The organism is Mycobacterium sp., assembly GCF_032161845.1.
Lineage (GTDB): Bacteria > Actinomycetota > Actinomycetes > Mycobacteriales > Mycobacteriaceae > Mycobacterium.
In genome coordinates, this window is sequence record NZ_JAVRQA010000484.1 from 1 (window position 1) to 11,651 (window position 11,651).

Sequence of the window (11,651 nt, forward strand, 5' to 3'; positions counted from 1 at the left end):
CGGTGTCGTCGAGGATGACGGTGCCTGGAATCAGGGCATCGACAGTCGGGGCGTTCACAGGACTCCTCGGGCGGCTAGGTCGGCTTCGGTGTTGGCAATCGCCTGACGATGTTCGGGACCGAGTGGCCCCGCCAACTCACCCGCCGCCAATTGGTCGAGCTCCTCGACGGCGCGCCAGGCGTGGATCAGCAGTGGCGAGCAGTTGAATTCGGGTCGCGGGTCGAGTGGGTGCGCCGTGTTCGCGATCGAGACGATCACGTCGACGTGGGTCAGCAGGTCCACGGTGGCGCCGGGCCCAGCCGCACCCTCCCACTGGAACGTGCCGTCATCAGCCACCCGCACGCCCTTGAAGAAGGACAGCGATGGTGGCACGTCGCGCTGGTCGAGGCCGTTCTTCAGGGCCGCCAGCAAGAGGAGCTCGCGGCCGGCCGGCGACGCCGACTCCGGCACACCCGCACCGTATTTCGCCTCGTTGCCCGCCAGCGTCGAGGTGCCGGTGAGCGCATCGTGGCGCCCGGCAGTGTCTGCCACCACGGTCGCCAGGACCCGACCGAAGCCGCTGAGCAGTGGATGCCCCGCGCCGAGGTATGCCTGCCACGGCACCTTCACGGTGTCGGCGACGTTGAGTCGTTCGTGCGGGCCATCGGCGCGGTGCAGGAGGAGATGTGCACACGCGTCACCGTCCAGATCGGTCAGCCGAATGCGCGTTCCCCGCGCCACGGCCACGGTCGTATATCCCCCCGCCGCAACGGTTTCCGACCACACCAGGCTGGCCGCCGGCACGCCGTCGGGCGCGGTCGGACTTGTCGAGGGCGGCACGTGGCGCATGAATTCGGCGGTCCGCCCGTGCTGAGCTCGCGCGTGAGCCTTGGCCCCCGCGGTCGTAGCGGTCGCCGAGGCGCTGGACACATCGCTTGTCAACGGGACTCCCGGGTTCGCGGCGCGTTCGGCCGGTGGATTTCTGTCATCTGATAGTTTTCGCGCTCGGACCTCGGCCGTGGTTGCCGCGATGTAAACGATCGAGCGCACGCGTAAACAACGCATGATGCGGGACGCATTCGGCTACTCCTTCTTGCCGACCAGTGCGTCGACCGCGTCCGGTGCGCCTTCGCGGTCCTTGACGACGCGGTAGGCGACGTACCCAACGGCCAGGGTCAGTGCCACGAAGATGATCGCGAAGTACTGCAGGAACCACGACGTGCCTTCCGGGTCGTAGACCTCTTGGCGCGGCCAGGCGATGTTGACGCACAACGCCCCGCCCATGACCACGGCAATGAGGTTCACCGGCACGCCCCACCTACCGAGGTCCATGACCGGCGGCCCGTAGCTCAGGCTGGTGCCGCGCAGCCGGTGAACCAGTGCGGGCACGGTGACCATCAGGTAGGCCGCGTACACGATGACCACCGACACGCTGGTGATCGCCGCGAAGACGCCAGCCTGGCCCAGATTGACCAGGAGCACCAGGATCGCCAACACGCTGACGGTGACTCCGGTGATGACCGGAGTTCCGGTGCGCTTGTTGACCTTTGACAGGAACTTGCCGAGCGGCAGTCGATTGTCGCGGGCCATCGAGAACATCACCCGCGACGCCGAGGCCTGGATGGCCAGTGTCGCGGAGAAGATGGCGATCGCGACGATCGTCAGCAGAACCTTGCCAAGCCACGTGCTGAGCTGGCTGGTGATCACCCAGGCGATGCCTTCGGTCGACAGCAGCGGGTCGTCGAGTGACGGTGCGGCCATCAGGGCCGCAAGGATCATCAGTCCGCCGCCGACGAAGGACACCAGCAGGGCGTTGACGATCGCCTTCGGCGCCGTCTTGCGTGGATCCTTGGTCTCTTCGGAAAGTTCTGCCGCACTGTCGAATCCGTACATCACGTACGCGGCCATCAACATGGACGCCAGGAACGCCGGGAAGTAGCCGAGCCCGGTGCCGTGCCCGCCGGTGCTCAGCACGGCGGCCGCAGGACTGCGCTCGGCCTTGAGGAACATCGCGATCACGATCAGGACGACGCCGATGATCTCCAGCGTCACCCCGGTGACCGTGATCTTGCCCATGAACGCCACGCCTGCGGCGCTGATGACGGTGCACAGGGCGATGGTGATCGAGCCGAGGATGATCGCGTTGGTGGCGCCGCTGACCGAGGTCAGCGCGGGATCGCCGGGGATGATCTGGAATCCGGTCCAGATCGATGGCAACACGCTCTGCATCGCGATGGCCAGTGCCGACACGCTCACGATGTAGCCGATCAGCATGAACCAGCCCGCGAACCACCCGACGGCGTTGCCGGCGAGCCGCCGCGACCACTGGTAGATCGCGCCGGCGACCGGGAACTTCCCCGACAGCTCGGCGAACACCAGACACACGCAGAACTGGCAGACGAACACGATCGGCCAGGTGAAGAAGAACGCCGGACCGCCGAGGCCGAAGCCAAGGGCGAACAGCGCGAACACGGTGGTCAGGATCGACACGAACGAGAAGCCGGACGCAAACGCGGTGTATCCGCCGATACCGCGATGAAGTTCTTGGGTGTAGCCGAGCTCCTCCAGGGTGGACGCGTCCTCCTGGGACGAGATCGCCGGATCGAAGGTGGAGGTCATGCGGCGCTCCCGGGAAGTCGGTCAATAACTGTCATGCGATAGATATTGAGCCGGGTTCGTGTTCTCCGCGTTTCGCAGGCGTCACGACTGTGTGACCAGATGACTCGAGCGGGTGACAATCATCGGCATGCCGTCCATGCCCCCGTCCGACCGCGGAATCGCTGCGACCATCGGAGCGATCGATGGCTGCACCGATGAGCTACTGCTGCGCCGGGGGATCGACGGCGCCCTGGTCGCAGTCGCTGCCGAACTACGTGCTCACACGCCCGCGCCCGCGCTGGCAGCGGCCTGGTCCCAGGTGCTGCTGCACGGCGTGGCTGCGAGCGTTCGGCTGGCAGGACCAGCGGACTGGACGTGGTTCGTCTCCGGCAGCGTGGCACGTGGAGAAGCCGCCCCTGGGTCCGACGTCGAAACGATGGTCGCCCTCGGTGACTCGGTCAGCGAGGACGACAAGGTCGGGCTGCTCACCCGCGCCGCAGGAGTGCACGCACTGCTCGAACGATGCGGCATAGCGGGAGATGCCAACGGCGTGCTGGCCAGCAGGGCCAGGTTCTGCCGCCGGACCGGCAGTTGGGCAGACGGCATCGAGCGCTGGGCCGCCGATCCTCGCGAGGACCGCGGCGTCGTGATGACCGGCCTGATCGCGGATTCCGCCGGACTACCCTCCCCTAGCGCATTGCCCGGCGACGCGCTGCGGACGCAGGTGGTGAGCGCCGTCGGGCGCAGCTACCCGGCGCGCCAGGCGATGCTGCAGGATGCCACGGCCGTGCGGGCGAGCGTCCCGTCGCGACTGCGGCTGTTCGCCAGGAGCGTCGACACCGTCGACGTGAAGCTGGCTGTCGTCGATCCGGTGGTCAAGATCGCGCGGTGGGCCGCACTGTCCGCGGGCTCGGACGCGCTGTCGACCCTCGCGCGCCTGGATGACGCGGCGGTCGCCAAGGTGCTCGACAGCGACGACGTCTCCAGTCTGCGCGACTGCTTCGGCTGGACCTTGCGGTTCCGCTGGCGGATGCGGGCAAGTCGCTTCCTCGCTGGAGAACCAGTCGGCGACACGGTGTCGCTGTCGGAGATGGCTCCCCAGGAGCGGGCCACGCTGCGCAGTGTGGCCCGCGAAGTGACCGGCATCAGTCGCAAGCTGAACTACCTCGCATCGACCTCGACGTTCAACTGATTCGACGGGGAATTTCGACCGGATTTCGAAAGGCTAATGTCGTGCCGTGTTCCACATCCTGACGATCACGTACGTCCAGTCCGCCGAGGCCATCGACGAGGCCAGGCCCGCCCACCTCGCGTGGCTGGAGGAAGAAGTCGAGGCCGGACGCTTGATTCTGACTGGACGCCTCGAATCGGCGACCGGAGGCGTCCTGATCACCTCCGACGTCAGCACCGCGGTCGCCGAGGACATCATGGTCCGCGATCCCTACCAGGTGCAGGGACTGGTGCGATACGACCGCGTCGGTTTCACCGGAGGCCGTCGGGCACCCGGTTTGTGACCAGGCCCCGAAGCCGATTCGGGACTAATCTGACGAGGAGCCCCGTTGGCACTTCCGGGGGCGCAACGCCGCGCCCAATTCATTACCTTCGCTAAGCTTTCAGCGAGGGTTCGCATGACAAGACGACAAAAGGGTACGAAGAAAAGATGACCACCACCGTTTCAGCCATCGCCGCCACGTCGGCCACCGCGCCGCTGGCCAAGACCACCATTGAGCGCCGCGACGTCGGCCCGCACGACGTCGCCTTCGACATCAAGTTCGCCGGCATCTGCCACTCCGACATCCACACCGTCAAGGCCGAGTGGGGCGAGCCGAACTACCCGGTCGTCGCAGGCCACGAGCTGGCCGGTGTCGTCACCGAGGTCGGCTCCGAGGTGACGAAGTTCAAGGTCGGCGACCGCGTCGGCGTCGGCTGTTTCGTCGACTCCTGCCGGGAGTGCGACAACTGCGAGGCCGGCCTGCAGCAGTACTGCACCGGCGAGGGCGGCATGATCGGCACCTACAACGCCACCGGCAAGGACGGCACCCCGACCTACGGCGGCTACAGCCAGGCGACCGTCGTCGACGAGAACTACGTGCTGAACATTCCCGACAGCATCCCGCTGGACAAGGCGGCCCCCCTGCTGTGCGCAGGCATCACGCTCTTCTCTCCCCTGCATCACTGGGGTGCGGGTCCCGGCAAGAAGGTCGCCATCATCGGTCTCGGCGGACTCGGCCACGTGGGCGTCAAGATCGCCCATGCGATGGGCGCCGACGTCACGGTGCTCAGCCAGTCCCTCAAGAAGATGGAGGACGGGCTGCGTCTCGGCGCGAACGAGTACTACGCCACCAGCGACCCGGACACCTTCACCAAGTTGGCTGGGAAGTTCGACCTGATCTTGAACACCGTTTCGGCGAACCTCGACATGGGCGCCTACATCAACCTCCTCGCCGTCGACGGAACCCTTGTCGAATTGGGCGCTCCCGAGCAGCCACTCGTCGTGCCCTTCTTCCCGCTCGCGGGCGGGCGGCGCAGCCTTTCCGGCTCGATGATCGGCGGCATCCCGGAGACCCAGCAGATGCTCGACTTCTGCGCGGAGCACGACGTCACTCCCGAGATCGAGGTCATCTCGGCGGACTACGTCAACGAGGCGTACGAGCGCGTGCTCGCCAGCGACGTCCGCTACCGCTTCGTCATCGACACCGCGACGCTGTAACCCCCAACACAACGCGGCCCAGGTCTGCTCGGGAAGTCCCGAGTAGTCCTGGGCCGTGTTCGATTTCGCGGCGTCGGCGCAATTTTTCGGCTCGAATTTCTCCGCTCGAGTTGTCGGATCACTGCGCGGATGCGACGCTCAGCAGCGGACCCGCTTGGTGGCGGGCCCAATTTCATGCTGAATCCGAAGCTGGGAGACCGCCGTGAGTGCCGAATCCGCAACCACCGACGACACGTCAGCCGTGCGGGCGAATGGACTGAAGAAGGGGTCCATCGGCATCGTCGCGGTCATCTTCATGGCCGTCGCGAACGCCGCCCCGATCACCGCGATGACGGGCAACGTGCCCATCGCCGTCGGATTCGGCAACGGCCTTGGCGCTCCCGCCGGCTTCCTGTTCGCGACGATCATCCTGACCCTATTCGCCCTCGGCTACGTCGCGATGGCGCGCCACATCACCACCACCGGCGCCTTCTACGGCTTCATCTCCCACGGCCTCGGCCAGACGTGGGGCATGGCCAGCGGCATGCTGGCCACCTTCGCCTACGTCGTATTCGAAGGGTCGCTGATCGGCGGTTGCGCGTACTTCGCCAACGATGCCCTGAACACCATCTTCAACGTCAACATCCCCTGGTTGGTGATCGCCATCGTCGCGATCGTTGCCATTGCGGCGCTGTGTTACTTCGACATCAGCCTCACCGCAGCCATTTTGGGCGTCACGCTCACCGCGGAAGTCCTGATCCTTCTCGCGCTCGCGTTCTCGGTCATCTTCTCGGGCGGCGGCCCCGACGGCTTCATGCTGAACCAGACGGTGCTACTCAACAACGCGTTCGAGAGCCTCCCCGCAGGCGCCTTCGGCACGGCCGCCGCGGCGGGATCCATGGCCATCGGCCTGTTCTTCGCGTTCTGGTCGTGGGTCGGCTTCGAGACCACCGCGGTGTACGGCGAGGAATCCCGCAACCCGAAGAAGATCATCCCGAGGGCCACGATCATCGCGGTCGTCGGACTCGGCCTGTTCTATACGTTCATCTCGGCGATGGTGATCGCAGGCAACGGTGCCAAGACCTCCATCGAAGCCTCGATCAGCGCATCGCCACTCGACCTGTTCTTCAACCTCGTCCAGCACAGCCTCGGCGGCGTCCTGCTCGACGTATACAAGGGACTGCTGGTGATCGGCTCGTTCGCCTGCGCCCTGGCCTTCCACAACGCCGCGTCCCGTTACCTGTTCGCACTGGGACGGGAGGTTCCGTCGGACAAGGTCAAGAACACCGTCGGTGGTACGCACCCGAAGCACGGCTCCCCCTACATCGCGTCGACGATCCAGAGCGTCATCACGCTGCTGATCGTGCTGGCCTTCGCGTTCTTCACCGCGGTTCAGGTGCCCGACGCGAACGGTGTCCCGGTCGACACCCCGACCCTGGTCCCGTACGTCAACGTCTACGGCCTATTGGCATTGATCGGCACCGCGGCAATCCTTCTGGTGCAAGCGATTTGCTCGGCGGCGGTGATCTGGTTCTTCTGGGTCAAGAAGACCCACCAGGGCAACGTGGTCACCACCCTGATCTGCCCGCTCATCGGCGGTCTGGCCATGCTCTACGTCGTATGGCTGCTGTGGGACAACCGCGAGTTCGCGGCGGGACTGGCGGCCAAGTCGGACGTGTTCAAGGTCGCGCCATACATGATCCTGGCGGTCTTCGTCATCGGCCTGGCCTACGCGGTGTGGATGCGCACCACCAAGCCGGCGCTATACGCCGAGATCGGACGCACGGTCATGGAGGACGCGCACGAGCGCAGCGATGAGGAGCCCGCAGCCACCGCCTAGCTTGAGCAGTCACAAAAGCCCCTCAATCGCCGAGATTGAGGGGCTTTTGCTGGAGCCGCTTGCGGACTGCTCGCGGGGTGCTCGGCCCCTAGCGGGGTACGCCATTCGTGGTTCGGACGACGTTGAATTGCGGTGGATTCGTCGTGGCGGGGGGTGCCGAAGTCGTACTTGGGGCAGCTGAGGTCGTCGCAGTGGCGGTCGCCGTCGCAGTCGGCACGTACTGCTTGGTGGGCGGAGCGGTATAGGTCGTCGGCGCCTTGGTCGTCGTGGTCGATGGGCGAGTAGGTGGCGCCGCGGGCGGACTGGCCGGGGCGCTAGTTACGGGGGTCGGAGTCGGCGCCGGAATCGAAGTCGGCGCTGGCGTGGGCGCGGCAGCCGGCGCTGACGTCGCGGTGGCCGCCGGTGTCGTCGGAGGCGCCAGAGCTTCGCCACCCGCAAGACCAATCAACACGATGACCAGCAGCGTGGCGCTCGCGGCCGTGCCGAAGATGACGATCCGGCCGCCATCGGTGTTGAACCATCGCGCTGTCCCCGGGTCCGGGTCCGGGTCCGGGTCCGGGTCATTGTTTGCCGTCACTTGATTCATCCTCCCCATTGGGTGTCGGGATCGTACGTCGTACACCCGTTGCCCGCGATTCGAGCTATCAGCATCTGCCCAGGTCGCGCGAAGGTGGATGGACGTTTCACCCTGCGGACGGGTGGCGGTGCTGAGCCGGCTAGCGGTACGACCCGCCGGTTGCCGCACTTGGTGTTGAATGAGGGTTCCGGCTAGGTTGCTAGCATGCTAGCCTGAAGGGGTGAGCGACGAGGACGTCAAGCAGTTCAACGTCTACCTGCCGGTCGGGCTGATCCGGCAGCTCAAGCATCACGCCATCGAAACCGAGAAGTCGCTGTCCGCGCTCGTCACCGATGCGTTGCGCACCTACCTCGACTCTCGTGAATCAACGGACGGACAAGGAGACGTGACATGACCGACGGTATCGAGGCCGTGTTCCTGGAAACTCACAACTGGGGCAAGTCCGCCAACTTCTTCCAGAAGCTGGGCTACACAGTCGAATTCGAGACCGATCACAACTCCGGTCAGCTGCGCAACGACGTCGGTCCGTCATTGTTCATCGCCGAGGTACCCGAGACCGAGCCGACTCGACAGCACCTCGTGCTGGCGGTAGCCGACGCTGACGCTCTCGACCTCGACGACTCCACTGAGGTCGTCGACCACTGGGAGGACACCCACTGGGGAACGAGGTTGATGACCATCCGCGACCCCGATGGCCGCGAGTGGAAGGTGCAGGCGCCCAAGTGAAGTCAACGGCAACACCCGATAGCACCGCAATCCGCACCGCGCTCTGGCGCGCAATGCACCTCGAGGTCGACGCGCCCCCGCACGTGTTCAGCGACGACATCGGTCTGCGATTGGCCCGTCCCGACCCCGGCTGGCGGACCCGCGGCGACATGGATCCCATTGGCACGCGTGCCTTCCGCGCATCGATCGTCGGTCGCGCCAGGTTCATCGACGACCTGGTGGCCGAGCGGGCGGCCGCGGGCGTCGACCAGTACGTCGTCCTCGGCGCTGGGCTGGACACCTTCGCCCAGCGCCGCCCCGACGTCGCGGTGCGCGTCTTCGAGGTCGACCAGCCCGGGACCAGCGGGTGGAAGCGCCGCAGGCTGACCGAGGAGGGGCTCGACGTCGCGAATCTTACGTTCGTGCCGGTCGACTTCGAGACCGGCGAGTCGTGGCAGAAGGCGCTGGCGGCCAACGGTTTCGACTCCGGCCGCCCTGCGGTGATCTCGTCGACGGGCGTCAGCATGTACCTCACCCGCCACGCGACGGACACCACGTTGCGCCAGGTGGCAGCGTTCGCGCCGGGCTCCGTGCTGGCGATGACCTTCATGCTGCCGCTGGATCTCGTCGACGATGCCGAGCGACCGATGCAGGAGAACGTCGAGCGAGCCGCACGCGGTTCGGGAACGCCGTTCCTAAGCCACTATGCACCGGAGGCGATGCTGGACATGTGCCGCGAGGCAGGATTCTCGTCGGTGCGCCACGTCAGCCCAGACGATCTGACCGAGCGCTACTTCTCCGGTCGTCCGGACGGGCTGCGGCCGCCGGGCGCCGAACACCTGGTCGTCGCGAGCGTATGAGCGACAGGGTGATCACTACTGCGTGATCGCAAGCCTCTGGATTTGCCCGTCGTCGCCGAAAGTGAAACGGAACGCGAGGGTCACCGGGCTGCCGGGAAAATCGCCTGCGATCTCCGCGTGGGCGACGTGCCCGCCGTCGATCGCCGCCACGTCGCCGACGACATAGCTGACCGGCGGCACCTCGGCCCGCCACGCACGGATCGCGGCGAGGCCGTGATACTCGTGACCCTCGTCCTCGGCGTTCGCGTCGTCGGCGAACTGCGCGAGGTAGGCGTCGGCATCGGATCCGGGCGCGAGGCGGAAGTAGCGGTCGACGAGTTCGGTCGGATTGGTCATGTCAAACTCCTTGCAATGGTTGGTGATTGGGTGTCAAACGGTGGGAACGGTGCCGCCGTCGATGACGAACTCCGCACCGGAGATCGCCAGCGCGCGGTCCGAGACAAGGAACGCGACGAGCTCGGCGGCTTCGGCGGGTTGAGCGGGTCTGCCGAGCGGGATGCCGCCGAGTGAGTCCATCACCTGCTGAAGGGCCTCCGCGCGGCTGATCCCCTGGCTGTCCGAGATCCGTTGCACCAGACCATCCGCACCGTCGGTCTGGACGAATCCGGGCGCGACGGTGTTGACCCGCACACCCTTCGGCCCGACCTCATTGGCCAGGCCCTTGCTGTACACCGTGAGCGCAGCCTTCGCGGCGGCGTACCCGAGGGTGGCGTCGAAGAGTGGCATTCGGCGCTGGATCGACGTCACGTGGACGACCGCCCCGCTCCCCCTCTCGACCATCGGGGGCAGCAGGGCACGGTCCAACCGCACCGCCGAAAGGAGGTTGGTCTGCAACACCGATTGCCACTGCCCGTCGGTCAACGCGGCGTAGCCGCCGGGTCCCGCTTCGGATCCGCCAACGGTGTGCACCAGGATGTCGAGCGCCCCGAGCTCTTCGACGACGCGCTGCGCGACGGTCGCGGTTCCCGCCGCGGTGCTGACGTCGGCGGCCACGAACACCGCCGCGTCACCGGGATCCGCGGGCGCAGTGCGGGCGGTGGTCATGACGGTGGCCCCGGCCGCCGCCAGGCGCGCCACGATGGCGGCGCCGATGCCCTTGCTACCTCCGGTGACGAGGGCGCGCCTGCCCGCCAGGGAGTCAGTGATCGGTTTCGTGGTCATGACACCAGCCTGGAGCCTCCCCCAGGGGGAGAGTCCACACTGGGATCGTGCAAGGGCGCTTGAGCATCGGGGACTTCTCGCGGGTGACGCACGTGTCGGTGAAGACGTTGCGCCGCTATCACGACTCGGGTCTGCTGGAGCCCGCGGAGGTCGATCCCTGGAGTGGCTATCGGTACTACCGGCCCGGGCAGATCCCGATCGCCCAGACGATCCGCCGGTTTCGCGACCTCGGCATGCCGGTGCGGGAGATCGGCGAATTGCTCGCCACCGCCGATCCGCGCGAACGCAGTGAGCTCATCGCCGCCCACCTGACGCGGCTGGAGGAGCAGCTCGCGCAGACGCAGGCCGCCGTCTCGTCGCTACGCCGTCTGCTCGATCCGACGGCGCTCCCCATCGAGGTCGAGCGACGCACCACGGGCCCGACGACGGTCGCGGCAATCCGCGGCACGGTAGCCCTCGCGGACGTGCTGGATTGGTACTCGGCGGCGATGACCGAGCTCGACGCGGCCCTGGCCCGGTCGGGCGTAATACCAAACGGCCCGCCCGGTGGCCTCTACGACAACGACCTGTTCACCGACGAACTCGGCGAGATGTTGGTGTTCGTGCCGGTGTCCGACCCGCCCGACACGGGGCGGGTGCGGCCCGAGACGATCGGACCCACCGACCTCGCCGTCACCGTCCACCGGGGTGACCACGGCGATATCGACGTCACCTATGGAGCGTTGGGGATCTGGGTCGACCAGCACGCACTCGCGATAGCAGGCCCGGTGCACGAGATCTATCTCGTCGGGCCGCATGACACGTCGGATTCAGCGGCGTGGCGCACCGAGATTGGCTGGCCGGTCTCGAGTTCCGGCGGTTAGGCCGGCTCTAGAAGTCCCAGTCCTCGTCGGTGGTGACGACGGCCTTGCCGATGACGTAGCTCGACCCCGACCCGGAGAAGAAGTCGTGGTTCTCGTCGGCGTTGGGGCTCAACGCCGACAGGATGGCTGGGTTGACGTCGGTCTCGTCCTTGGGGAACAGCGCCTCGTAGCCGAGGTTCATCAGCGCCTTGTTCGCGTTGTACCGCAAGAACTTCTTGACGTCCTCGGTCAGTCCGACCCCGTCGTACAGGTCCTGGGTGTACTCGACCTCGTTGTCGTAGAGCTCGTACAACAGCTCGTACGTGTAGTCCTTGAGCGCCTCCTGTTTGGCGGCATCGTGCATCGCCAGCCCGCGCTGATACTTGTAGCCGATGTAGTA

At 66.5% G+C, this 11,651-nt stretch carries 14 protein-coding genes; 8 read left to right on the forward strand and 6 right to left on the reverse strand.

From position 1 onward, the window contains the following. Positions 1–54: 54 nt before the first annotated feature. Together QOD90_RS26370 and QOD90_RS26375 are read right to left on the reverse strand one after the other, a co-directional pair. Entirely contained in the window at positions 55–921 is an 867-nt protein-coding gene (locus QOD90_RS26370) for an urea amidolyase associated protein UAAP1 (protein WP_526354630.1), read from the reverse strand. Between the two features lie 141 nt (positions 922–1,062). After that, positions 1,063–2,598 carry an amino acid permease gene (locus tag QOD90_RS26375; RefSeq protein WP_526354632.1) on the reverse strand — a complete coding sequence of 512 codons (1,536 nt, stop codon included), beginning with the start codon at positions 2,596–2,598 and terminating at the stop codon, positions 1,063–1,065. 127 nt (positions 2,599–2,725) lie between these two features. Between QOD90_RS26375 and QOD90_RS26380 the strand changes: the two genes are divergently transcribed. The 4 genes from QOD90_RS26380 (at position 2,726) to QOD90_RS26395 (ending at position 7,106) form a co-directional block, all read left to right on the forward strand. Then, positions 2,726–3,769, forward strand: coding sequence for a putative nucleotidyltransferase substrate binding domain-containing protein (locus tag QOD90_RS26380; RefSeq protein ID WP_526354634.1), 1,044 nt, complete (start codon positions 2,726–2,728; stop codon positions 3,767–3,769). A gap of 46 nt (positions 3,770–3,815) precedes the next feature. Beyond that, a complete protein-coding gene (locus tag QOD90_RS26385; RefSeq protein ID WP_526354635.1) occupies positions 3,816–4,091 on the forward strand; it encodes a YciI family protein in 276 nt (91 codons plus the stop codon). Positions 4,092–4,237: 146 nt separating this feature from the next. Beyond that, entirely contained in the window at positions 4,238–5,287 is a 1,050-nt protein-coding gene (locus tag QOD90_RS26390; RefSeq protein ID WP_526354637.1) for an NAD(P)-dependent alcohol dehydrogenase, read from the forward strand. A 202-nt stretch (positions 5,288–5,489) separates the two neighbouring features. Next, on the forward strand, positions 5,490–7,106 hold the full coding sequence (locus tag QOD90_RS26395) for an amino acid permease (RefSeq protein ID WP_526354639.1): 1,617 nt from the start codon (positions 5,490–5,492) through the stop codon (positions 7,104–7,106). 88 nt (positions 7,107–7,194) lie between these two features. On the opposite strand, the gene QOD90_RS26400 is transcribed toward QOD90_RS26395, so the two are convergent. After that, on the reverse strand, positions 7,195–7,683 hold the full coding sequence (locus QOD90_RS26400) for a hypothetical protein (RefSeq protein WP_526354641.1): 489 nt from the start codon (positions 7,681–7,683) through the stop codon (positions 7,195–7,197). Positions 7,684–7,903: 220 nt separating this feature from the next. Here QOD90_RS26400 and QOD90_RS26405 point away from each other — a divergent pair, with 220 nt between their 5' ends. From QOD90_RS26405 to QOD90_RS26415, 3 genes are read left to right on the forward strand one after another with little or no spacing between them, the layout of a single operon-like run. Beyond that, entirely contained in the window at positions 7,904–8,077 is a 174-nt protein-coding gene (locus tag QOD90_RS26405; protein ID WP_526354643.1) for a ribbon-helix-helix protein, CopG family, read from the forward strand. After that, entirely contained in the window at positions 8,074–8,409 is a 336-nt protein-coding gene (locus tag QOD90_RS26410) for a VOC family protein (RefSeq protein ID WP_526354645.1), read from the forward strand. Before QOD90_RS26405 ends, QOD90_RS26410 begins: the two co-directional genes overlap by 4 nt. Before the next feature lie 53 nt (positions 8,410–8,462). Further along, the gene (locus QOD90_RS26415) at positions 8,463–9,248 is read left to right on the forward strand and encodes a class I SAM-dependent methyltransferase (protein ID WP_526354655.1); all 786 of its coding nucleotides are present in this window, start codon (positions 8,463–8,465) and stop codon (positions 9,246–9,248) included. Positions 9,249–9,263: 15 nt separating this feature from the next. Here the strand turns inward: QOD90_RS26415 and QOD90_RS26420 are convergent, their stop codons facing one another. Together QOD90_RS26420 and QOD90_RS26425 are read right to left on the reverse strand one after the other, a co-directional pair. Further along, the gene (locus tag QOD90_RS26420) at positions 9,264–9,584 is read right to left on the reverse strand and encodes a nuclear transport factor 2 family protein (RefSeq protein WP_526354647.1); all 321 of its coding nucleotides are present in this window, start codon (positions 9,582–9,584) and stop codon (positions 9,264–9,266) included. Between the two features lie 33 nt (positions 9,585–9,617). Then, positions 9,618–10,409 carry an SDR family NAD(P)-dependent oxidoreductase gene (locus tag QOD90_RS26425; protein ID WP_526354649.1) on the reverse strand — a complete coding sequence of 264 codons (792 nt, stop codon included), beginning with the start codon at positions 10,407–10,409 and terminating at the stop codon, positions 9,618–9,620. A gap of 47 nt (positions 10,410–10,456) precedes the next feature. On the opposite strand from QOD90_RS26425, the gene QOD90_RS26430 reads away from it, so the two are divergent. Further along, a complete protein-coding gene (locus tag QOD90_RS26430; protein WP_526354651.1) occupies positions 10,457–11,272 on the forward strand; it encodes a MerR family transcriptional regulator in 816 nt (271 codons plus the stop codon). A 7-nt stretch (positions 11,273–11,279) separates the two neighbouring features. On the opposite strand, the gene QOD90_RS26435 is transcribed toward QOD90_RS26430, so the two are convergent. Continuing rightward, the coding region (locus tag QOD90_RS26435; RefSeq protein WP_526354653.1) for a ribonucleotide-diphosphate reductase subunit beta at positions 11,280–11,651 on the reverse strand (372 nt) is incomplete at its 5' end.

Coding starts and splice junctions, on each gene's coding strand:
- QOD90_RS26420 (WP_526354647.1), bottom strand. CDS start 9,584: ATGACCAATCCGACCGAACTCGTCGACCGCTACTTCCGCCTCGCGCCC.
- QOD90_RS26415 (WP_526354655.1), top strand. CDS start 8,463: ATGCACCTCGAGGTCGACGCGCCCCCGCACGTGTTCAGCGACGACATC.
- QOD90_RS26410 (WP_526354645.1), top strand. CDS start 8,074: ATGACCGACGGTATCGAGGCCGTGTTCCTGGAAACTCACAACTGGGGC.
- QOD90_RS26390 (WP_526354637.1), top strand. CDS start 4,238: ATGACCACCACCGTTTCAGCCATCGCCGCCACGTCGGCCACCGCGCCG.
- QOD90_RS26375 (WP_526354632.1), bottom strand. CDS start 2,598: ATGACCTCCACCTTCGATCCGGCGATCTCGTCCCAGGAGGACGCGTCC.
- QOD90_RS26380 (WP_526354634.1), top strand. CDS start 2,726: ATGCCGTCCATGCCCCCGTCCGACCGCGGAATCGCTGCGACCATCGGA.
- QOD90_RS26425 (WP_526354649.1), bottom strand. CDS start 10,409: ATGACCACGAAACCGATCACTGACTCCCTGGCGGGCAGGCGCGCCCTC.